Origin of the sequence: Brevundimonas vesicularis (assembly GCF_900445985.1) — a bacterium.
Lineage (GTDB): Bacteria > Pseudomonadota > Alphaproteobacteria > Caulobacterales > Caulobacteraceae > Brevundimonas > Brevundimonas vesicularis_D.
On sequence record NZ_UAQP01000005.1, the window covers coordinates 1 to 20,235 of the forward strand.

The following is a 20,235-nucleotide window of genomic DNA, read 5'->3' on the forward strand; positions in this document are numbered from 1 at the left end:
CGGATTGGGCGTTTCGCGCCCTGCCCGACGAGAACATCGTCACAGATCCGACGCGGATGGCGCACGGCGTGCTCACGGGGATCGGGTTCTTGTGCGCAGGCGTGATCTTCCGCACCGGGTTTTCGATCCACGGGCTGACCACGGCGGCGTCGCTGTGGATCACATCGGCGATCGGCATTCTGTTCGGGTCAGGGCTCTATGCGCTGGGGACGGCGGCGACGGTGGTCACGGCGCTGATCCTGATCGGGTTGAGGCTGATCAGCGGGCGTTTGCCGGCGCGCACGGTGGTGGACGCCGAAGTGTGCTGGGAACGGCGCGAGGCGTCGCCGGAGCCGGCGATCGAGGCGGCGCTGAAAGCTATCGACGCGGGCGCGCGACACGACCGGTTCGAGCTGATCGATGGAAAGACCGTTCGACGGACCTGGCGATTGAAGGCTGCCGAGGAAAGCCAGCTGAAGCGGCTGGCGGAACAGCTGTGCGCCATACCGGGCGTGGTCGCCTACAGCCTGGACCCGCGCGACGACTGAAACCGTTCATTGCCCGATAACCCTCTTTGCGGCATGAGGGGAACGGATGGCGAACGAACCTGTCAGAATCATCGGCCTGGACCCCGGTCTGCGACGCACCGGCTGGGGGGTCGTCGTGTCCGACGGCGCGCGCCTGAGGTGGGTGGCGCACGGGGTGGTGGCCCCGCCCGAGACCGCGCCGTTCAGCGAGCGGCTGCTGCATCTGTTCGAGGCGCTGGGGACGATCTGCGCCGACCACGGCTGCGAGGAGGCGGCGGTGGAAGAGGTGTTCGTCAATGTGAACCCGTCCTCGACGCTGAAGCTGGGTCATGCGCGGGCGGCGGTGATGCTGGCGCCGGCCAAGGCGGGCCTGACGGTGGCGGAATATTCGCCGAACCTGATCAAGAAGGCGGTGGTGGGCGCAGGCCATGCGGACAAGAGCCAGATCGCCTTCATGGTCAAACGGCTGCTGCCGACCGCGGGCGATGTGAAGGCGGATGCGGCGGACGCCCTGGCGGTTGCGATCACCCATGCGCAACTCAGGAAGCATCGGATCCTCACCCGCATGGCGGGGGAGGGGGACCGCGAAGCGGTGGAGGGGGCGAACCCACGCACCGTGTCTGAGGTCGCCCCCTCCACCACGACGCAAGGGCGTCGCGGTCCCCCTCCCCCGTATCGCTTCGCTTCACGGGGGAGGATCGCGTGATCGGGCGGTTGAGAGGCGTGCTGGCCGAGGTCGGCGAGGCGGAATGCCTGATCGACTGCGCGGGCGTGGGCTATGTCGTGTCGTGCGGGGCGCGGACGCTGGGGCGACTGCCGGCGCCGGGCGACGAGGCGACGGTGCACGTCCATTCGCAGTGGAGCGAGGATGCGGGGCCGCGCCTGTATGGATTTCTGACGCGCGATGAGCGGCGGGCGTTCACGACCCTGCTGGCCATTCAGGGCGTGGGGCCCAAGGCGGCGCTGGCGGTGCTGGACGTTCTGCCGCCCGGCGAACTGGCGTCGGCGGTGGCGCGCGAGGACAAGGCGGCGGTGGCGCGGGCCAACGGCGTGGGGCCGAAGCTGGCGCTGCGGATCGTGACCGAGCTGAAGGGCAAGCCCTTGGGCGACGTCAGTTTTGCGCCTGTCGCACCCGGCATGCACGTCGAGATCGCACCGCCCGTTCCGTCCATCACCGGCGAGGCCGTGTCGGCCCTGCTTGGACTGGGCGTCGCCGAGGTCAATGCGCGCCGGGCCGTGGATCAGGCGTTGATCCGTTTGGGCGAAGAGGCGGAGCTGTCGGCGGTGATCCGCGCGGCGCTGCAGGAGTTGGGCCGGTGAGAAGGGAGTGGCGAGTGGCGAGTGGCGAGTGGCGAGTGAAGAGTGAGCCAGGAAGTGAGCGCAGGGGTGAGCGAGTCCGGAAGACCGCAGGCGCGCCGCAGCTCACCTCTTGCTCACGAGCACTTCTCACTTCTCGCCGCTCGCCACCCGCCACTCGTCACTCGGGTCAGTCATGACCCGCGTCATCTCCCCCGAGGCCGAGACCGGCGAATCCTTCGATCGCGCGCTGCGGCCGCAGACGTTGTCGGAGTTCGTTGGCCAGTCGCAGGCCAAGGGTAATCTGAAGGTCTTCATCGATGCGGCGCGCGGGCGGGCCGAGGCGCTGGACCATGTGCTGCTGTTCGGCCCGCCGGGACTGGGCAAGACGACGCTGGCGCAGATCGTGTCGCGCGAGCTGGGCGTGGGGTTCCGGGCGACCTCCGGGCCGATCCTGGCCAAGGCGGGCGATCTGGCGGCGATCCTGACCAACCTTGAGCCGCGCGACGTCCTGTTCATCGACGAGATCCATCGCTTAAGCCCCCAGGTCGAGGAGATCCTGTATCCGGCCATGGAGGATCATGTGCTGGACCTGATCATCGGCGAGGGGCCGTCGGCGCGCTCGGTGCGGATCGATCTGGCGCCGTTCACGCTGGTGGGGGCGACGACGCGGGCGGGCCTGTTGGCCACGCCGCTCAGGGACCGGTTCGGCATCCCGCTGCGGCTGGAGTTCTACACCCCCGACGAACTGACGGCGGTGGTGCGCGGCACGGCGCGCAAAATGGGCGCAGCCATCGACGAGGCCGGCGCGCGCGAGATCGCGTCGCGGGCGCGGGGCACGCCCCGGATCGCTGGGCGCCTGCTGCGCCGGGTGCGGGATTTCGCCTCGGCGGAAGGGGCCGAGACGATCTCGAAACTGGTGGCGGCGCGGGCGCTGGCGCGGCTGGAGGTGGACGAGGCCGGGCTGGACAGCCTGGACCGGCGCTTCCTGAAGGCGTTGATCGAGAACTATGGCGGCGGGCCGGTCGGCATGGACACCCTGGCGGCCGCCATCGCCGAGGCGCGCGATGCGGTCGAGGACGTGATCGAACCCTATCTGCTGCAACAGGGCTTCATCATGCGCACGCCGCGCGGCCGCATGGCCTGCGCCAAGGCCTATGCGCATCTGGGACTCAGCGCGCCGGCGCAACCCGCCGCCGGACCCGTGCCGGGCGACCTGTTTGAATGAAGGTCGCCTTCGATCCAGGCAAGGATGCGAGCAATCGCGAGAAGCACGGGCTGTCGCTTGAGCGGGCGACCGAGATCGATCTTCGCGCCGCCCACATCCTCGCCGATGATCGCCAAGATTACGGTGAGCAACGATGGCGAGCCTATGGTATGCTGGATGGGCGACTGCATATGCTGGCTTTCACCTTTCGAGACGGGACGTTGAGAGCCATCAATCTGCGGCGCGCAAACGCCAAGGAGAGCAAACGCTATGGCTGATCCCAAACTCAGCCTTGATCCAAGCGATTACGGGGATGTCGAGATCGACGATCCGGACAATCCGGAATGGACCGATGAGGACTTCGCCAAGGCGCAGCCTCTACGAGACGTGCTGCCCGACCTGTATGCCCAATTCGACGCCGAGCGAGAGGTGGAGTTAAGACTACCCGCCGCCACCATCCGCGCCTTTGCTGACGAAGGGGAAGACTGGCGCGAGCGGATGGCGGATGCGCTGACGGAAGCGGCGCGCAAGAAGCACGCGGCGTAAACTGCAATAGGCGTTGCCAAGCGGGGCGGGCGGGGGTTTGCTGGGGGCGAACCGGAGCTGTCGTCCCATGATCCTGCGCACCCTGGCCGTGATGGCGTTTGCGGCCGGCCTGACTGGTCTGACGCCGCCTGCGAGGGCGGCGGCCCCCGTCTTCACCGATAAGGCCTGCCCCAGTGATTGGCCGACGGGTCTGCGCGAGGTGCGGTGCGGGACCCTGACGGTGGACGAGGCGCGCGACGGCTCGGTCAGCGACCGGCGCATCGACATCGCCGTCGTCATCTTCAAGGCCAGCGCGCCCTACAAGGACGCCTCGGGCCAGGCGCTGCCGCCGATGGTGATGTTCCACGGCGGCCCGGGCGGGGCCCTGACGCCGGGGGCGGGGCGGATGCTGGGGGCGCTGCGCCGCAATCCGGAAGCCTTTGCGGTGGATCAGGACGTGATCCTGTTCGATCAGCGGGGCGGCGGGGCGAGCCAACCGTCGATGGACTGCCCGGGCGTCGAACTGACCGATGCGGGGCCGCCGTCCGACAAGGACCGCGACGGGCTGATCGCCTGTCTGAAGGGCTATCATGCGCAAGGGATCGACCTGAACCAGTACAACGCCGCCGCCATCGCCGACGATGTGAAGGACATGGCTCAGGCCCTGGGTCTGGCCAAGATCGACCTGTGGGGCGGATCGTACGGGCCGCGCATCGAGGCGGCGGTGATCACGCACCAGCCCCAGATCGTGCGCGCCGCCGTGATGGACAGCCCCTGGCCGCCCGAGGGCAACTGGGCCGTCGGCACGCCCGAACAGGTGTCGGCGGCGGTGAAGATCATCCTGGCCAAATGCGCGGCCCAGGCGGCCTGCGCGGCGCAGCATCCGGACCTTCAGGCGCGGTTCGAGGCCGAGGCGCGCAAATGGCTGGCCGGTCCGGTGACGGGCAAGGACGGGCGCACCTTCACCGTCGACGACCTGTCGGCGTTCTTGATGGACACGACTTATAGCGCGACGGGCGTGCGCAGCCTGCCGGTCGATCTGGACAAGATCATCGCCGGCGACCTGACGCCGGTCGCGGAGATCGCCGAGGACCGCACCTATTATTTCGAGGGTCAGCACATGGCCCATCTGTGCAAGGAAGAACTGCCGTTCGAGTCCAAGGCGCGGCTGGCGGCCGGGGCGGCCGGTGATCCGGTCGCCGAGGTGCTGGTCCCGTCGCTGTCGCGGCTGTTCGACGTCTGCGCGGTGGTGGGCGAACGGCCGGCGCTGCCGATCGAGAACCTGCCGGTCCAGACCGACATCCCGACCCTGTTCGTCGCCGCCGAGATCGATCCCGGATGCCCGCCGCCCCTGACCGAGGCGGCCGCCAAGGGCTATGCGAACAGCCAGGTGGTGATCGTGACCAATGCGACCCACGGCGTCATCAACGCCAGCCCCTGCACGCGCAAGATGGCGCGCGATTTCCTGCGTGATCCGTCCAAGCCGGTGGATCGCAGTTGCCTGCCCGCAGCCGACACGCCGCTGGACTTTACCCTGGATGCGCCCGCCGCATGAGGGTGATGCGCCATCGCAGCCCGCTTCAGCAGCGGCTGATGATCGCGGCCGCGCTGGTTCTCGCCCTATGCGCGGTCGGCGTATGGGTGCTGATGCAGCCGTCGCACACCCCGTCGCCCGAGCCGGCCGAGGCGCGGGTGATGCGCCAGATCCGCACGCAGGCGGGGCGCGGCGCCGAGCTGCGCTACGCCGAGAACGGCCAGAGGCGATCGGTGTGCGGCTATGTCGGACGTGCCGCGGGCGGGCCGGCGGTGGGCTTCGTCTCCATCCCCAATCGCATCCTGTTCAGCGACGACCCCCTGCCGACCGAGTTTCGCGAAATGCGCCAAAGCTACTGCCCCGGCTTCATGGCCGCGCCGAACCGCCGGCCGTGATCCGTCGTCGGTTGAATGGGCCAGCACTGGCCCTGATCGCACAGATCACGGCGACAGCGGCGATCAGCCTGCTGGCGATCCGGGCGGCCGGGGCGGGGACAGCGTCGGTCGCGGTCCAGGGCGCGGCGTTTCTGATCGGGGCCGTGGCGCTGTGGGCGGCGTCGCGGACGGCGCGGCCGGGTCGGGGCCCGAGGCTGATCTCGGCGGCGGCGATCCTGGTCGTCGCCGTCCTGATGCTGACGACGGGCGTGGAGATGCAGGGCGCGCATCGCTGGCTGGCGCTGGGGCCGGTTCTGATCCACCCCGCCTCGCTGCTGGGCGCGCCGCTGCTCTGGCTCGTGGCGCAGGATGCAGACGATGGGTGGACGGCGGGCGTCGCGGCCCTGACAATCCTGACGTTCGGCCTCGGCTTCGACGGGGCCGCCAGCCTGGCTTTCGCAGTGGGAACGACCGGGCTGCTGACGGCGGCGAGAGGGTCGTGGAAGACGCTGGCGCCGCTGGCAGCCCTGTCCTGGATTTTGGCGCTCTGGAGCCTGACGCGTTCGCAGGCCCTGCCGCGCGTTCCCTATGTCGAGGATGTCGTGCCGACGGTCTGGGCCGTGTCGCCGATCCTCGGCGTGGCGGCGGGCCTGGCGTTGGTCGTGCTGTCGGCCCCGCTGCTTTGGATGGGATGGCGCGCGCGGGGCGTCGGAGCCGCCGCCGGTTTGGCCATGGCCGGGTTCTGGATCGGTCTGTCGGCGGCCAATCTGTTGGGCGCCTATCCGGCGCCGGTGGTGGGATATGGCGCTTCGCCCGTGATCGGATGGCTTGTCGCGATCGGACTGGCTATGGCGTCTGCACGACGCACGAGGTTTCAGTGACCGCAATCTCCGACCAACCCACCGCCGGCCGTTTCGAGGGGCGCGATCACCTGTTGCCGGTGCGCGTCTATTACGAAGACACCGATTTCACCGGACTGGTCTATCACGCCAACTATGTGCGCTATTTCGAGCGAGGGCGGTCCGATTTCCTGCGCGCCATCGGGGTGGGGCACGCCGATCTGCTGGAGGAGGCCGAGCCGCTGGCCTTCGTGGTGTCCGAGCTGAACATCAAATATTTGAAGCCGGCACGGATCGATGACGCCCTGGTGGTGCGCACCGTCTATGAGCAGGTGAAGGGCGTGCGGCTGATCATCCGCCAGAGCGTGGAGCGGGCCGGCGAGGTGTTGTGCCGGGCCGAAGTGACGGCGGTGTGCATCCATCTGGACGGGCGGCCGCGACGCCCCTCGAAGGGGCTGGTCGAGAAGGTCACGCCGTGGCTGGCGGCCGGCGGGGCCGCCGACTAGGATCGCGCCAACGAGGGGGAAAACGTCATGGCCGCAGAAACCTACAAGATGTCCGCCAGCGCGGTGATCGTCACGATCCTGCTGTTCGTGCTGCTGATCGGCGGCGGGCTGGTGGGCTGTCCCTATTACAAGGTCTGGGAGCGCAAGATGGCGGGCCAGGCCGAGCTGCAATACCAGCAGGGCGCGCGTCAGGCCCTGATCGCGCAGGCCGCCGCCGAGGATGAGGCGGCGATCAAACGGGCCGAGGCGGCGACGCGGCGGGTCCTGGGCTGGACCGATGCAGCCAAGCGCGGCTGCGCCGAACTGGGCCGGGCGGGCGATCGCCAGTGCGAGGAGCAGCTGCTGAAGGACGCCGCCACCTATTCCATCGCCAAGGAAGGCCACGAGGGCGTCATCATCAGCGTCGGCGCACCCGTGTCGGTCGCGGTCGATCCGAATGCGCGGCGGACGGGCGCGGAGTGAGGCTGACGCCTCGACGTCCACTGGCGTGACGCGATGATCCTCGCCCAGATCGACGTCGCCATCCGGGCCGGCGCGGTGGTGACGATCCTTCTTCTTGCAGGGCTGCTGCTGCGCCAGCGACGGCGGATCGGCCTGCCCGCCATTCTGTTTGCGCCAATGGCGGTTTGCGTTTCCGGTTTCGTCATCGGCAATACGCCCCTCGGTGAGCTGTCGCCCGATGGCGGCGTCGGCGCGGTCGCCAATCTGGTCAGCGGCTTCACGGTCATCTTTCTATGGTGGTTCTGCCTGTCGTGTTTCGACAGCCGGTTCCGGCTGAAGGGGGGCGTGCTGGCCGTTGGTCTGGTGTGGGGACTGATCGCCGGGATTGATCGCGGCTTATTCGGCGAAGCTTTGGCGCAAATCGAATGGTCGCGTCTGCTGGTGCCGCTGGGCTTTGCGATCATCGGTCATCTGGTCTGGCGGTTGCTGGCCGAACGATCGGGCGACCTGATCCAGAAACGTCACGACGCGCGCCTGATGGTGGCGATCCTTCTGGGCGGGATGCTGTTCGTCGATCTGGCGGCGGATGTCCTGTTCGGTTTCTCATGGCGTCCGCTCGCCTTTTCGATGAGCCAGAATGTGGCGGTTCTGGCGTTCGGCTTGTGGTTGGCGTGTGAGCTTGTGACCGTGCGGACGGACCTGTTGACCTTCGGCGTCGCTGACAAAGGCGTGTCGCTCGTCGCAATCCAATCAAGCCGAGCGCGGGATGACGGCCTTCGTCGCCGGCTGAAGACATTGGTGGAGATCGAGCGCGTGTTCCTGGATCCCGAACTGACATTTGCGGGGTTCGTCGCACGCATGGACGCGCCAGAGCGCGCCGTACGCAACCTGATCAACCACGAACTGGGACATGATCATTTCCGCAGCTTTCTGAACCACTACCGCGTCGCCGAAGCGCGCCGGTTGCTGGGGCAGCCAGGTCGCGCTGATGACAAGCTGATCGCCATCGCATTGGACAGCGGGTTCGCTTCATTGCCCAGCTTCAATCGCACGTTCCGAGCGATCGAAGGCTGTGCGCCCAGCCAGTATCGAGCTGCCGCCAGGCAGGCCGCGCCTGCTTCGGAATCTGCAATGACAGGTTCTGAGGAGCGAAAAGCCGAGTTCTGAGGAGACGCCTCGATCCATTCAGAAATAGCACCTCCGCCATCAACAGGTTGAGGAGATGCGGATGAACGGATTGATTGGCTTGGGAGGTGTTCTGGCGCTTCTCCTCGTGGTCGGAGCTTGCGTCGGGGTGATGGACCGTCGACGCTTTTCATGGCGATGGCTGATGGCGGCGGCCCTGCTGGTGGCGATCAACGATGCTCTGCTGACGGGCGTATATGGATTGCTGCCGGATGTGATCGGCGGTTCGTGGAACTGGCAGGGCAAGCTGCTGGCTCTGGCCGCCACACTGGCCATCGCGGCCTCGCCGGCTTTCGGATGGCGTCGCAGCGGTTTCACGCTGCTTCAGACGCCCGGCGGTCTGAAGTCCGCCCTGCCGGTCGCGGTGCTCTATTGCGCCTTCTTCGTGGTGATCGCCCTGGCCTTTCCGGGTGGGACGACGACGGGCGAGGACATCGCCTTTCAACTGACCTTGCCGGGTCTGGAAGAAGAGCCGTTCTACCGTGGGATTCTGCTCTTCGCTCTCTGCCAGGCCTTCACCGGCACGAAGCGCTTTCTTGGCGTCGACTGGAGCTGGGGCGCCGTCCTGTCCTGCCTGCTGTTTGGCATGGCGCATGCGTTCGGGTTTTCACACGGCGCCTTCTCATTCGATCCGATGACGATGGCGCTGACCGCCCTGCCGTCTTTCATCGCGGTGTGGCTTCGTCTGCGGACCGGAAGCCTGCTGCTGCCGATCCTGCTGCACAACTTCGGCAATGCGATTTCGGTGATCCTGTAACGCTGTCTCTTGAACGGGGTAACCCGCCGTTAACCCTTATGACGCGCCTGTCAGATGACGGGCGGACGGGTCGGGGCTAAACGGGCCGGACGCCACACAATGGTCACGTCCGCTCGGTCGAAGAGGGGACGTGACGATCCCGATTCCGCCCGGAGCGCCTGAATGACCACGCCTGTCGACGCCGCGATGATGAACCCGGTCGAGCTGTTCATGACCGCCGACTGGGTGGTCAAGAGCGTGATGATCGGGCTGGCGGCGGCCTCGATCTGGTCGTGGACGATCATCATCGACAAGGCGGTTCGGTTCACGGCGTTGAACAAGCGCGCCGATGAGTTCGAAAAGTCGGTTCAGTCCGGCCGATCGCTGGAAGAGGTGGCGTCCCAGGCCGGACCCGAGCCGGACCACGCCCTGCCGCGCATGCTGGTGATCGCACTGTCGGACTGGCGCGAGGCGCGTCAGCGCGGGGCGTTGAACGAGCATCAGGGCGATCTGCTGTTGGTGCGGATCGACAAGGCGATGAACAGCCTGATCTCGCGCGAGGGGCAGCGGATCGAGAACGGCCTGGGCGTGCTGTCGGTGGTGGCCACGGCCTCGCCCTTCATCGGCCTGTTCGGCACCGTGTGGGGCATCATGAATGCGTTCGGGCGGATCGCGGCGGCGGGCAACACCAATCTGACCACGGTGGCGCCGGCGATCGCGGAAGCCTTGTTCGCCACGGCCATCGGCCTGGCGGCGGCCATCCCGGCCTATATCGCCTACAACAAGTTCTCGATCGACGCGGGCAAGTTCACGGGGCGCCTAGAGGCCTTCGCCGACGACCTGCAGGCCGCCGTGGCGCGCCGCCTGGGCAGCCCGTCGGCCCCGCCGCCTCCGCCCCCGCCGTCCAGCGACCTCAGCCTGAAGCGGGGTGCCTGAACCATGGCCCTGGGCGGTGGTGCGAGTGGCGGCGGGCGTCGCGGGCGCAGGGGGCGTAAAGGGCCTCTGACCGAGATCAACGTCACGCCCCTGGTGGACGTGATGCTGGTGCTGCTGATCATCTTCATGATCTCGGCACCTCTGCTCACGGTGGGCGTGCCGGTCGAACTCCCCAAGACCGAAGCCAGCGCGGTCGAGATCAAGTCCGAACCCCTGTCGGTCAGCATCGACCAGCAGGGTGCGATCTTCGTCGGCGACAGCGAGACGGCGTTCGAAGCCCTGTCCACGCGCCTGTTGACCGAGGCGGGCGGCGCCGACAAGGCGGCCGAGCGGCCGGTGTTCGTGCGGGCCGACGGGCGCGCGCCCTATCAGGCGGTGGCGCGGGTGATGGCGCGGTTGAGCGCCTCGGGCTTCACCAAGCTGAACCTGATCACCGACACGGCGCCGGAGGCCTGAATCCTTTGCGTCGGCCGAGCCCCGCCATCCTCGGATCGCTCGCCCTGCACGCCGGGGCAGTCGCGCTCGCCTTCTTGATGGTGTCGCCCAAGATGGACGAGGACGAGACGCCGCTGGTGGCCTCGGTGCCGGTGACCATCGTGTCGGAAGAGGTGATCCAGGCGGCGCCGGCGGACAATCCGCAGCCCGAACCCTCGCCCGACGACGCCGCGACCGCCCCGGTGCAGCAGCCCGATCCCGTGCCGCCGACGCCCGAGCCGACGCCGCCGCAACCCCAGCCGCGCCCGACCCCGACGCCGCCTCGGCCCACGCCGCCGCGCCCGGCCCCGACGCCCACGCCGACGCCGAGACCCACGCCGACCCCGACGCCGCCGCGTCCGACGCCTCGACCCCAGCCGCCGACGCCGGCGCCGCCGACCAAGGCCCAGCCGACCCCGCGCCCGGCGACGCCCGCGCCCGCCCGCCCGCCGCCCCAGCGCACCGAGCCGAGCCTGGATTTGGACGCCCTGGCGGGACCGACGCGCCCGACCAACAATCGCGGCCGCCCGGCGACGGGGCAGCAGGGGGCGGGCGCGGCGTCCCAAGCCACGGGCCCGCAGATCACGGCCATCTTTAATCAGGTCTATCCGAACTGGATCCTGCCCTGCGACATCCCCGGCGCGGACCAGCTGCGCATCCAGGTCGAGCTGACCCTGTCGGCCGACGGGCGGATCACGCGCGGGCCCAGCCTGATCAACGCCCAGTCGTCGAACGTCTACCGCGCCGCCGCCGACGGCGCCCTGCGCGCCCTGCGCCAGACCGCGCCCTTCGACGTGCCGCAGGGCTTCCCCGGCGGGGTCTATCGCCCGACCTTCAACACCGAAAGGGCGTGCCGCAATCGCTGAGCGTCAGGCCGTTATGAGATGTAGGGCAGCCTTGCCGCCCTTCACCGCGTCGGGCGCCAGGCGTCGGTCGAACGTGGCCAGCCGCCCGCCGTTCGAGACGGCTAAGGCCAGCAGATAGGTATCCGTCAACTGGCCCGAGGTGAGCAGGCGATCCTGCGCGATCAAACGGTCGCTCAGCAGACTGATGTCGTCGGGCCAGAACACATGGCCGGGTTGGCTCAGCAAGGAATGAAGCGCGGGCAACACCTGCGCAGGCGCGCCCGGCGAGTTTGGATATTTCGGATTGCTGAGGATTCGAAGCACGCCGTTTTCGGTCAGCGGGCAGGTCGCCCAACCAGCCTGATGCTCATTTGCGAACCAGGCGTGGGCGGTGAGATGCTCGGTATGGGCTGGATCGATCAATGCGATCAGGACGCTGACGTCCAAAAGCGCGATCAAGGCAGCTCATCGCGCAGAGCGTTGATCTGTTCGGTCGTCACCACAGCGCCCTTGCGGTGCGGTAGGAGACGAATGCCGTTGCGGAACTCGGGCGACGTGTCCGGCTTGGCCTGTGTGATCGAGCGGCGCGCAAGATCGGAAATGACTTCGCCCACAGAGGTTCGGGTCTGAACCGCGATGGCCCGTGCGGCGTTCAGCACGTCGTCGTCGATGGCGAGTGTAGTGCGCATGGCTGTAAGATAATGCATCACGCATCACGCATCAATGATCGCTCCCGTCCCGAATGTCGCCCTATTCCCCGTGAAGCTGGCGAAAGTCGAACGGCCCGGCGATAAGGGGCGGCGATCCTTCGAGACTTATGGGAGCATCTGATGCGTCTGAACCTTCTTCTGGCCTCCGTGGCGGCTGTCGCGATGGCGGCGCCCCTGACGACGGCGGCGCAGACGCCTCAGCAGAACCAGCCGGTGGAGGTCGAGATCGATCAGGGCGTGCTGCGTCCCCTTCAGATCGCGGTCGTGCCGTTCGCCGGGACGCACGGGTCGGATATCTCTAACGTGGTCAGCGCCAATCTGAAGCGGTCGGGCTTCTTTGAGCCGCTGAACCCGTCCAGCTTCATCGAGACCGGCCTGACCCTGGCCAATGCGCCGAACTTCCCTCAGTGGACCCAGATCGGGGCGCAGGCGGTGCTGTACGGCGGGGTGACGACGCGCGGCGACGGGCGGCTGGACGTGGGCTTCCGGCTGTATGATCCCTACCGCCAGTGCCAGCTGGTCAGCTATCAGTTCACCGCGACCCAAGAGCAATGGCGCCGGATCGCGCACAAGATTTCCGATGTCATCTATCAGCGCATGACCGGCGAGGCCGGCTTCTTCGATAGCCGCGTGATCTTCGTGTCCGAGGAGGGCACGCAGCTGAACCGGATCAACCGCCTGACCATCGCCGATCAGGACGGGTTCAACCCGACCTATCTGACGCAAGGCGACGAGGTGATCATGTCGCCGCGCTTCTCGCTGTCGCAGCCGGACGAGATCACCTATGTGGCATTGGGCAAGGATTACAGCCGCATCTACCTCTATAATCTGACGACCGGCCGGCGCGAGAGCCTGGGCGAGTTCGACGGTCAGGTGCTGGCGCCGCGCTTCTCCAACGACGGCAACAAGATTGCGTTTTCGATCATCCGGGGCGGCAACACCGACGTCTATGTGATGGATCTGCGCAGCCGCCAGATCACGCGCCTGACCAGCGACCCCGGCATCGACACCTCGCCGTCGTTCAGCCCGGACGGCAGCCAGATCGTCTTCACCTCGGACCGTTCGGGGTCGGCGCGGCTGTATGTCATGCGGTCGGACGGATCGGGCCAGCGGCCGATTTCGCGCGGCGGCGGCATCTATACGGCCCCGTCCTGGAGCCCGACCGGCAATCTGATCGCCTTCACCAAACAGGGCGGCGGCCGGTTCTCGACCGGGGTGATGAACGCCGACGGCTCCGGCGAGCGCATCCTGTCCTCGAGCTATTTCGAGGAGGGGCCGAACTGGGCGCCGAATGGCCGCTACGTGATGTTCGCGCGCCAGACGCCGGGCGGCGACACGCGTCTGTGGACCGTAGACCTGTCGGGGCGCGTGGTGTCGCAGGCGGGCTATAACGGACGCGGGACCGACCCGGCCTGGTCGCCGCTGCTGGACCGCGGCCCGAGCAATCTGGGCGTGAACCAGGGCGCCGACAGCTGCCCGGCCTAAACGCCGCACCGACACCGTCGGAGCCATAAAGCTCAACTGTGCGTTATCGCCTCTAGCGTCGAAAAATCGACCGAGGCAGACAGTAAAGCCAAGCTTGAGGCCCGCCCCTTGCCAGAAACGATACGTCAGGAGACGATCCCATGAAGACTTCCCGCATTCTCAAACTGGCGATGGTCGGCTGCGCCGTCTCCGCCATGGCCGCCTGCACCAGAAAGCCCCCGGTCGAGACCGGCGTGCCCGGTCCGAACGACGGCACGACGCAACCGACGGGTCCGGCCTATCCGACCGCGCCGACCGGTCCGGTGACCGGCGGAAACATGGGTTCGGCCGCGCCGGGCACCGAACAGGATTTCGTCGTCAACGTTGGCGACCGCATCTATTTCGACCTGGACTCCTATGAGGTCCGTCCCGAGGCCATGCCGCGCCTGGACGCCCAGGCTCAGTGGCTGCAGCGCTATCCGTCCGTGACGGTCCGCATCGAAGGCAACGCCGACGAACGCGGCACGCGCGAATACAATCTGGCGCTGGGCGCCCGCCGTGCGGAATCGGTGCGCACTTATTTGATCAACCGGGGCATTCCGGCCGGCCGGATCGACACCATCAGCTTCGGCAAGGAACGGCCGATCGCGGAAGGTTCGAACGAGGACGCCTTCGCCCGCAACCGCAATGCCCACACCGCCATCGTCTCGGGCGCGCCGCGCTGACGACCGGCTGATCGGCTGATCTGAAGGAGGCGCCGGCCGCAGGGTCGGCGCCTCTTTTCATTTCCGCGCTTGTCCTGACGCCGGACGGGCGGCAGATACGTCGCCACAGGGATCGGGGGATCAGCGAATGGATATCGAAGGGGCGGGCGCCGTCGTCACGAGCGGACTGGTCGCAGGCGCGATCGAAAAGCCGACGGGCAAGGCCGGCGAGGACCACGCCCACGGCGCCTGTTCCGACTGCGGGGCCGAAACGAGCGGCAACTTCTGCGCAAACTGCGGTCAGCCGACCCATGTCCATCGCAGCCTGCTGCATCTGGGCGAAGAGCTGCTGCACGGGGTCATGCATTTCGACGCCCGCATCTGGCGCACCCTGCCGCTGCTGTGGGCGAATCCCGGAAAGCTGACGCGCGAATGGGTCGAGGGCAAACGCACGCGCTATGTCTCGCCCCTGGCGATCTTCCTGTTCACCCTGTTCGTGATGTTCTTCGCGCTCAGCTTCATGCCGCATCCCGAGTCAAAGGCCGGCGGTGGGGGCCTGGCCGAACGGATCGCGTCCCAGCGCGTGGGTCTAGCCGAGGCCGAAAAGGCCCTGGTCCAGATGCGGGCGGAAAGCGGCGCCCAGCCGGACCCGACGATGCAGATGGCGATCAACGCCGGACAGAAGCTGGTCGACGACCGCCGCGCGGCCCTGGCCCGGCTGGAGGTCGAACAGCGCGACGGCCGCGCCGACGGTCTGAAGCCCGGCAGCTGGCAGGCCAGCATCAAGGACATGGCGACCGAAGAAGCCGGCGAGACCAAGATCAAGGTCATGGGCAAGGACGCCGAGAAGGAGGGGCACGGCGTCGTCGCCACGGTGCTGAAGAAGCTGCAGAACCCGGACCTGGCGGTCTATAAGTTGCAGCAGACGATGTACAAGTTCGCCTTCCTGCTGGTGCCCTTGTCCATCCCGTTCGTGGCCCTGCTGTTCCTGTGGAAGCGCGGCTTCACCCTGTACGACCACGGGGTGTTCGTTCTGTATTCGCTGACCTTCATGGCCATGCTGCTGATGCTGATGGTGGTGTCGGCGACGATCGCCGGGTGGCTGGGCGGCATCGTCATTACATTGGGCGTGCTCGCGGTGCCCGTGCATGTGTTCGCCCAGATGAAGGGCGCCTATTCGCTGTCCTGGTTCTCGGCGCTGTGGCGGACGATCGCGCTGTTGGTGTTCTGCAACATCGTGGTCGGCCTGTTCGTCACGGCCATCGTCTATCTGGGTCTCGGCCACTAGCTCGGCCTTGCGGCGGCCCCAAATCGGTGAAAGCTAGACGCATGACCAAGCTCTCGATCTCTCGCGTTCATCTCCTCGCCGCCGCCGCCCTTGGGGTTGTCCTGATCGGAGGTGGCGCGGTCGCCCAGCAGGCCCAGCCCAACATCATGGAGCGGACCCAGTGGGATAACCGCCGCCTGGACCAGCTGGACCGCAATGTGCGGCGGCTTGAGCGCGCCCTGACCCAGAGAAACGCCGCCGGCCAGCCCGTGCTGGTCGAGCCGGACCCCGATGTGGTGACGCTGCAGGGGCAGTTCGCCCTGATGGACCGACGCCTGGGCGACCTGGAGGCCACGGTGCGCCGGATCAACGGCGACAACGAGCGTCTGACCTTCCAGCTGGACGAGGCCACCCGCGAGAACGAGACGCTGAGGACGCGTCTGGCGGACGCCGAGGGCCGGTTGCAGAAGCTGGAGACCCAGGCCGAACTGAATGCGCCGATCGAGGCGACCTCGCCGACCGGCGATGCGACGCGGGATCTTGCGGCGGCGGTGGCCCTGCTGTCGACCGACAAGCCGCGCGGCGAGCGGGCGCTGGAAACGGTGATCGCGGCCTGGCCCGATACGCCGCAGTCGCGTGAGGCCAACTCGCGCCTGGGCGACCTGCGGGTGGCGGCGAACGACAAGGCTGGGGCGGTGCCCTATTACGCCGCCGCGCTGAAGGACTGGCCGCGCATCGGCTGGGCGGCGGATACGACGCTGAAACTGGCCGACGCCCTGTTCGCGACGCAGAGGAAGCCGCAAGGGTGCGCGGCCCTGGCTGAGTTCACGCGCCGCTATGCGCCCGCCGCTTCTGACCCGCAAAAGGCGCGGGCGGCCCAGTTGAAGACGACGGGTTCCTGCGCCTGACGTCTGACCCGGACCTCAGAGCGCGAGCGTTCGCGCGGCTGGATGCGCGACTGACGCGCGATACAGGGCGGCCGCTGGCGCTGGCCCTGTCGGGGGGCGGGGATTCCATCGCCCTGTTGCGGCTGACGACGCACTGGGCGCGGACGCGCGGGCGTTCGGTGCTGGCCCTGACCGTCGATCATCGGCTGAATGCGGACAGCGGCCGCTGGACCGATTTCGCGGGCCGGGCGGCGCGGAACGCCGGGGCCGACTGGCGCGGGTTGAGCTGGGACGGGGACAAGCCCGCGACCGGGCTGACGGCGGCGGCGCGGGCGGCGCGGCATGGGCTGATCGCCGATGCGGCGCGCGAGGCGGGGGCCTCGGTCGTCCTGTTCGCCCACACGGCCGACGACATCGCCGAGGCCGATCTGATGCGGAGCGAAGGTTCGACCCTGGGGCGGGTGCGCGAATGGTCGCCGTCGCCGGCCTGGCCCGAGGGTCGAGGCCTGATGCTGTTGCGGCCGCTGCTGGGCGAGCGGCGGGCGGGGTTGCGCGACTGGCTGGCGGCGCAGGGGGCCGATTGGATCGAGGACCCCGCCAACGCCGATCCTCGGTTCGGCCGCAGCCGGGCGCGGCAGGTTCTCGCGGGCGCGGCGCCGCAACCGGACGATCAGGCGCCGGCGAAAACCGGCGGGCGGCCGATGATAGAGGGAGAGGCCATGGCGCGTGTGGACCGCGACGTGGGCGCGCGGGCGCTGGCGGCCGCCCTGGTCTGCGTCGGCGGCGGATCGACGCCGCCTCGGGGTGCGCGGCTGGGCGCCCTGATGGCGCGGCTGAAGGCGGGTGAGGATTTCGCGGCGACCCTGTGCGGGACGCGGATCGAGGCTGTCGGGCTGGCGGTGCGGCTGATGCGCGAGGCCGGCGAGCTGCGCAGACGAGACATTTCGCCGCTGGCGCTGACGCCCGGCGTCGAGGCGGTGTGGGACGGCCGGTTCGTCTTCTGCGCCGATCATCCCGGCTGGTCTGTGGTTCCGGCGCGGGGGCGGTTGGCCAGCCTGTCGGACGCCGACAGGGCCGAGATTAATCGGCTGCCGGCGGCGACGCGAGGGGCTTGGCCTGTGTTGATCAGGGACGACGCTGTGGCCCCGGTTCTTGCAGGCGAAGGGGTCGAACGGCGCGGCCTTGTCGCGGAACGGCTCAGGCTGGCGCTGGACGAAACGACGCATGAAGACGACCTGATTTCCGCCACCCGATAGCGTAACGCTGATTAAGCCCCTATTTTCCCAGACAGACACATCCAGACCGTCGATCCCACCGGGGTCGCGGACGACCGAGGACCTCAATGAACCTGCGTAATCTGGCGATCACCGGCGTGATCATTCTGGCGTTGCTGGCGGGCTATGCGGCGCTGTCGCAGGGCGGCGCCATGAACGGCGTGACGGGCCAGCCGGCCGGCAAGCCCGAGGCCATCAGCTATTCGCAGCTGGTGCAGCGCGTGAACGCAGGCGAGGTCAAACAGGTGACCATCCGCCTGGACAAGGTGAACGGCGTGCTGAAGAACGGCGAACGCTTCACCTCCACCACCGTCTATCCGAACGAACAACTGGTGGCCCAGATGCTGGCCGCCAACGTCGAGATCGACGCCAAGTCGGGCGGTCAGTCGATCTGGATGAGCCTGCTGCTGGGCATCCTGCCGATCGCCCTGCTGATCGGGGTGTGGATCTTCTTCATGCGCCAGATGCAGGGCGGGGCGAAGGGCGCCATGGGCTTCGGCAAGTCCAAGGCCAAGCTGCTGACCGAGCACAAGGGACGCAAGACCTTCGACGACGTCGCCGGCGTGGACGAGGCCAAGGACGAGCTGCAGGAGGTCGTCGACTTCCTGAAGGATCCGGGCAAGTTCCAGCGTCTGGGCGGCAAGATCCCCAAGGGCGCCCTGCTGGTCGGCCCTCCCGGCACCGGCAAAACGCTGCTGGCGCGCGCGGTCGCGGGCGAGGCGGGCGTGCCCTTCTTCTCGATCTCGGGTTCGGACTTCGTCGAGATGTTCGTCGGCGTCGGCGCGTCGCGGGTTCGCGACATGTTCGAACAGGCCAAGAAGAACGCGCCCTGCATCATCTTCATCGACGAGATCGACGCCGTCGGTCGCCATCGCGGCGCGGGTCTCGGCGGCGGCAATGACGAGCGCGAACAGACGCTGAATCAGCTGCTGGTCGAGATGGACGGCTTTGAGGCATCCGAGAACATCATCCTGATCGCCGCGACCAACCGTCCCGACGTTCTGGACCCGGCCCTGCTGCGTCCCGGCCGTTTCGACCGCCAGGTGGTGGTGCCCAACCCCGACGTCTCCGGCCGCGAACGTATCCTGCGCGTCCACATGAAGGACGTGCCCCTGGCCGCCGACGTCAACGTCAAGACGATCGCGCGCGGCACGCCCGGCTTCTCGGGCGCCGACCTGGCCAACCTGGTCAACGAGGCGGCCCTGACGGCGGCGCGCAAGGACCGTCGCATGGTCACCCACCGCGACTTCGAGGACGCCAAGGACAAGGTGCTGATGGGCTCGGAACGTCGCTCCATGGCGATGAACGAGGAAGAAAAGCGCCTGACCGCCTATCACGAGGCCGGTCACGCCATCGTCGCCATGAACGTCAAGATGGCCGACCCGGTCCACAAGGCGACTATCGTCCCGCGCGGCCGGGCGCTGGGCATGGTTATGCAGTTGCCGGAAGGCGACCGCTATTCGATGAAGTATCAGCAGATGATCGACCGGATCGCCATCATGGCGGGCGGCCGCGTCGCCGAGGAGCTGATCTTCGGGCCGGAGAACATCACCTCGGGCGCCAGCTCGGACATCGAACAGGCGACCAAGCTGGCCCGCGCCATGGTCACCCGCTGGGGCTTCTCGGACAAGCTGGGCACGGTGGCTTATGGCGAGAACCAGGAAGAGGTCTTCCTGGGCCACTCGGTCGCCCGCAGCCAGAACATCTCCGAAGAGACCGCCCGCACCATCGACGAAGAGGTGCGTCGCCTAGTGACCTCGGGCTGGGACGAGGCGCGCACGATCCTGACCACCAAGGCCGAGGATCACGAGAAGCTGTCTCAGGCCCTGCTGGAATACGAGACCCTGTCGGGCGAGGAGATCAAGGACCTGCTGGAGAAGGGCGTCGCGCCGAACCGTGACGAGAACAACTTCCCCAACGCCGGGCCTTCGGTCTCGGTGCCGGTGACGCCGGTGTCGGACGGCACGGACATCGAGGTCCCGGTCGCCGCGCCGGCCGCGACCAGCGTGCCGACGGTTCACTGAACCAAGGTCTGATCTGAAGACGAACCCGCCGGGAGAGCGATCTCCCGGCGGGTTTTTCATGAGCGGCCGCCGGGGATCAGGCGGGCAGGATTTCCGCGTCCTCGATCATCACCGGCGTCAGGCTGCGCTCGGCGCCCGAGGGGTCGCTCCAGGAAATGGTGTGGCCTTCGACCAGGCCGATCAGGCCCGCGCCGACGTGGGACAAGACCGAAACCTTGCCCGCATCGATGTCGGCGTCTGCGGGCAGGACGATCTGGATGCGGCGCGGATCGGACGCGCGGCCGTCGATATAGTGCAGCCAACGGTTCAGGGGCACGGCGCCCTTGGGAAGTTCGCCCGGTTCGCAGATGACGGCGCGCTCCAGCTCTTCTTGAAGCATCCCCGCCACGCCCTCGCCGGGCATGTCGCCGACCAGGCGCGACAGAGTGTCGTGGTCTTGGGCGCTGAGGAAAATATCGGGGCGGACGGGCAGAGTGGATTTGGTCATGGCGGGCTCGCAGA

24 protein-coding genes and 1 pseudogene are annotated in these 20,235 nt (G+C 67.9%); 22 read left to right on the forward strand and 3 right to left on the reverse strand.

Translation table 11 applies throughout. The annotated features are described in order from the left end of the window. The 16 genes and pseudogenes from DT343_RS00075 to DT343_RS00150 form a co-directional block, all read left to right on the forward strand. Positions 1-527 (forward strand): MgtC/SapB family protein (locus tag DT343_RS00075; protein WP_146756696.1); only part of this gene is annotated, 527 nt, incomplete at its 5' end. A gap of 46 nt (positions 528-573) precedes the next feature. Continuing rightward, positions 574-1,065: pseudogene (gene ruvC / locus DT343_RS00080) on the forward strand (crossover junction endodeoxyribonuclease RuvC); the annotation flags it as partial. A 143-nt stretch (positions 1,066-1,208) separates the two neighbouring features. Beyond that, the gene (ruvA, locus tag DT343_RS00085) at positions 1,209-1,826 is read left to right on the forward strand and encodes a Holliday junction branch migration protein RuvA (RefSeq protein ID WP_055753941.1); all 618 of its coding nucleotides are present in this window, start codon (positions 1,209-1,211) and stop codon (positions 1,824-1,826) included. A gap of 172 nt (positions 1,827-1,998) precedes the next feature. Then, positions 1,999-3,030 (forward strand): Holliday junction branch migration DNA helicase RuvB, encoded by a 1,032-nt coding sequence (ruvB, locus tag DT343_RS00090; RefSeq protein WP_017506438.1) that lies wholly within the window; start codon positions 1,999-2,001, stop codon positions 3,028-3,030. Then, positions 3,027-3,287: a BrnT family toxin gene (locus DT343_RS00095; RefSeq protein WP_112861269.1), complete on the forward strand. Its 261-nt coding sequence runs from the start codon at positions 3,027-3,029 to the stop codon at positions 3,285-3,287. The genes ruvB and DT343_RS00095 overlap by 4 nt, the downstream gene beginning before the upstream one ends. After that, positions 3,280-3,555: a BrnA antitoxin family protein gene (locus tag DT343_RS00100; protein WP_112861270.1), complete on the forward strand. Its 276-nt coding sequence runs from the start codon at positions 3,280-3,282 to the stop codon at positions 3,553-3,555. Before DT343_RS00095 ends, DT343_RS00100 begins: the two co-directional genes overlap by 8 nt. A 67-nt stretch (positions 3,556-3,622) precedes the next feature. Then, the gene (locus DT343_RS00105) at positions 3,623-5,089 is read left to right on the forward strand and encodes an alpha/beta hydrolase (RefSeq protein ID WP_112861271.1); all 1,467 of its coding nucleotides are present in this window, start codon (positions 3,623-3,625) and stop codon (positions 5,087-5,089) included. Positions 5,090-5,094: 5 nt separating this feature from the next. After that, positions 5,095-5,463 (forward strand): hypothetical protein, encoded by a 369-nt coding sequence (locus DT343_RS00110; RefSeq protein ID WP_112861272.1) that lies wholly within the window; start codon positions 5,095-5,097, stop codon positions 5,461-5,463. Beyond that, positions 5,460-6,323, forward strand: coding sequence for a hypothetical protein (locus DT343_RS00115; protein ID WP_112861273.1), 864 nt, complete (start codon positions 5,460-5,462; stop codon positions 6,321-6,323). Before DT343_RS00110 ends, DT343_RS00115 begins: the two co-directional genes overlap by 4 nt. Before the next feature lie 5 nt (positions 6,324-6,328). After that, on the forward strand, positions 6,329-6,787 hold the full coding sequence (ybgC, locus tag DT343_RS00120) for a tol-pal system-associated acyl-CoA thioesterase (RefSeq protein WP_112862511.1): 459 nt from the start codon (positions 6,329-6,331) through the stop codon (positions 6,785-6,787). A 27-nt stretch (positions 6,788-6,814) separates the two neighbouring features. Continuing rightward, positions 6,815-7,249: a hypothetical protein gene (locus tag DT343_RS00125; RefSeq protein WP_112861274.1), complete on the forward strand. Its 435-nt coding sequence runs from the start codon at positions 6,815-6,817 to the stop codon at positions 7,247-7,249. A gap of 33 nt (positions 7,250-7,282) precedes the next feature. Next, positions 7,283-8,395 (forward strand): AraC family transcriptional regulator, encoded by a 1,113-nt coding sequence (locus DT343_RS00130; protein ID WP_112861275.1) that lies wholly within the window; start codon positions 7,283-7,285, stop codon positions 8,393-8,395. 61 nt (positions 8,396-8,456) lie between these two features. After that, positions 8,457-9,170, forward strand: coding sequence for a CPBP family intramembrane glutamic endopeptidase, BDIM_20840 family (locus tag DT343_RS00135; protein WP_112861276.1), 714 nt, complete (start codon positions 8,457-8,459; stop codon positions 9,168-9,170). 162 nt (positions 9,171-9,332) lie between these two features. Beyond that, complete coding sequence (gene tolQ / locus DT343_RS00140) at positions 9,333-10,085, forward strand: protein TolQ (RefSeq protein ID WP_112861277.1); 753 nt, start codon at positions 9,333-9,335, stop codon at positions 10,083-10,085. Positions 10,086-10,088: 3 nt separating this feature from the next. Next, the gene (locus DT343_RS00145; RefSeq protein ID WP_112861278.1) at positions 10,089-10,541 is read left to right on the forward strand and encodes an ExbD/TolR family protein; all 453 of its coding nucleotides are present in this window, start codon (positions 10,089-10,091) and stop codon (positions 10,539-10,541) included. 5 nt (positions 10,542-10,546) lie between these two features. After that, a complete protein-coding gene (locus tag DT343_RS00150) occupies positions 10,547-11,425 on the forward strand; it encodes a hypothetical protein (RefSeq protein ID WP_112861279.1) in 879 nt (292 codons plus the stop codon). Positions 11,426-11,428: 3 nt separating this feature from the next. On the opposite strand, the gene DT343_RS00155 is transcribed toward DT343_RS00150, so the two are convergent. Further along, the gene (locus tag DT343_RS00155; protein WP_112861280.1) at positions 11,429-11,863 is read right to left on the reverse strand and encodes a TA system VapC family ribonuclease toxin; all 435 of its coding nucleotides are present in this window, start codon (positions 11,861-11,863) and stop codon (positions 11,429-11,431) included. Next, positions 11,860-12,111 (reverse strand): CopG family transcriptional regulator, encoded by a 252-nt coding sequence (locus DT343_RS00160; RefSeq protein WP_197458414.1) that lies wholly within the window; start codon positions 12,109-12,111, stop codon positions 11,860-11,862. Before DT343_RS00160 ends, DT343_RS00155 begins: the two co-directional genes overlap by 4 nt. Before the next feature lie 123 nt (positions 12,112-12,234). Here DT343_RS00160 and tolB point away from each other — a divergent pair, with 123 nt between their 5' ends. From tolB to ftsH, 6 genes are all read left to right on the forward strand, one after another. After that, a complete protein-coding gene (tolB, locus tag DT343_RS00165) occupies positions 12,235-13,599 on the forward strand; it encodes a Tol-Pal system beta propeller repeat protein TolB (protein ID WP_112861281.1) in 1,365 nt (454 codons plus the stop codon). 140 nt (positions 13,600-13,739) lie between these two features. Further along, positions 13,740-14,303, forward strand: a complete 564-nt coding sequence (pal, locus tag DT343_RS00170) for a peptidoglycan-associated lipoprotein Pal (RefSeq protein WP_112861282.1) — start codon at positions 13,740-13,742, stop codon at positions 14,301-14,303. A 127-nt stretch (positions 14,304-14,430) separates the two neighbouring features. After that, positions 14,431-15,570 carry a DUF3667 domain-containing protein gene (locus DT343_RS00175; protein ID WP_112861283.1) on the forward strand — a complete coding sequence of 380 codons (1,140 nt, stop codon included), beginning with the start codon at positions 14,431-14,433 and terminating at the stop codon, positions 15,568-15,570. A gap of 41 nt (positions 15,571-15,611) precedes the next feature. After that, positions 15,612-16,457, forward strand: coding sequence for a tol-pal system protein (locus DT343_RS00180; protein ID WP_112861284.1), 846 nt, complete (start codon positions 15,612-15,614; stop codon positions 16,455-16,457). 116 nt (positions 16,458-16,573) lie between these two features. Continuing rightward, the gene (locus DT343_RS00185; RefSeq protein WP_439897214.1) at positions 16,574-17,692 is read left to right on the forward strand and encodes a tRNA lysidine(34) synthetase; all 1,119 of its coding nucleotides are present in this window, start codon (positions 16,574-16,576) and stop codon (positions 17,690-17,692) included. A gap of 86 nt (positions 17,693-17,778) precedes the next feature. Further along, positions 17,779-19,734 carry an ATP-dependent zinc metalloprotease FtsH gene (gene ftsH / locus DT343_RS00190; RefSeq protein ID WP_112861286.1) on the forward strand — a complete coding sequence of 652 codons (1,956 nt, stop codon included), beginning with the start codon at positions 17,779-17,781 and terminating at the stop codon, positions 19,732-19,734. Positions 19,735-19,810: 76 nt separating this feature from the next. On the opposite strand, the gene DT343_RS00195 is transcribed toward ftsH, so the two are convergent. Then, positions 19,811-20,221, reverse strand: coding sequence for a GreA/GreB family elongation factor (locus DT343_RS00195; protein WP_112861287.1), 411 nt, complete (start codon positions 20,219-20,221; stop codon positions 19,811-19,813). Positions 20,222-20,235: the final 14 nt, after the last annotated feature.

Bases quoted from the DNA above. Each gene is read 5' to 3' on its own strand.
- ruvB (WP_017506438.1), top strand. From the start codon at position 1,999: ATGACCCGCGTCATCTCCCCCGAGGCCGAGACCGGCGAATCCTTCGAT.
- DT343_RS00095 (WP_112861269.1), top strand. From the start codon at position 3,027: ATGAAGGTCGCCTTCGATCCAGGCAAGGATGCGAGCAATCGCGAGAAG.
- DT343_RS00100 (WP_112861270.1), top strand. From the start codon at position 3,280: ATGGCTGATCCCAAACTCAGCCTTGATCCAAGCGATTACGGGGATGTC.
- DT343_RS00105 (WP_112861271.1), top strand. From the start codon at position 3,623: ATGATCCTGCGCACCCTGGCCGTGATGGCGTTTGCGGCCGGCCTGACT.
- DT343_RS00110 (WP_112861272.1), top strand. From the start codon at position 5,095: ATGCGCCATCGCAGCCCGCTTCAGCAGCGGCTGATGATCGCGGCCGCG.
- DT343_RS00125 (WP_112861274.1), top strand. From the start codon at position 6,815: ATGGCCGCAGAAACCTACAAGATGTCCGCCAGCGCGGTGATCGTCACG.
- DT343_RS00130 (WP_112861275.1), top strand. From the start codon at position 7,283: ATGATCCTCGCCCAGATCGACGTCGCCATCCGGGCCGGCGCGGTGGTG.
- DT343_RS00135 (WP_112861276.1), top strand. From the start codon at position 8,457: ATGAACGGATTGATTGGCTTGGGAGGTGTTCTGGCGCTTCTCCTCGTG.
- tolQ (WP_112861277.1), top strand. From the start codon at position 9,333: ATGACCACGCCTGTCGACGCCGCGATGATGAACCCGGTCGAGCTGTTC.
- DT343_RS00145 (WP_112861278.1), top strand. From the start codon at position 10,089: ATGGCCCTGGGCGGTGGTGCGAGTGGCGGCGGGCGTCGCGGGCGCAGG.
- DT343_RS00160 (WP_197458414.1), bottom strand. From the start codon at position 12,111: ATGCATTATCTTACAGCCATGCGCACTACACTCGCCATCGACGACGAC.
- tolB (WP_112861281.1), top strand. From the start codon at position 12,235: ATGCGTCTGAACCTTCTTCTGGCCTCCGTGGCGGCTGTCGCGATGGCG.
- pal (WP_112861282.1), top strand. From the start codon at position 13,740: ATGAAGACTTCCCGCATTCTCAAACTGGCGATGGTCGGCTGCGCCGTC.
- DT343_RS00175 (WP_112861283.1), top strand. From the start codon at position 14,431: ATGGATATCGAAGGGGCGGGCGCCGTCGTCACGAGCGGACTGGTCGCA.
- DT343_RS00180 (WP_112861284.1), top strand. From the start codon at position 15,612: ATGACCAAGCTCTCGATCTCTCGCGTTCATCTCCTCGCCGCCGCCGCC.
- ftsH (WP_112861286.1), top strand. From the start codon at position 17,779: ATGAACCTGCGTAATCTGGCGATCACCGGCGTGATCATTCTGGCGTTG.
- DT343_RS00195 (WP_112861287.1), bottom strand. From the start codon at position 20,221: ATGACCAAATCCACTCTGCCCGTCCGCCCCGATATTTTCCTCAGCGCC.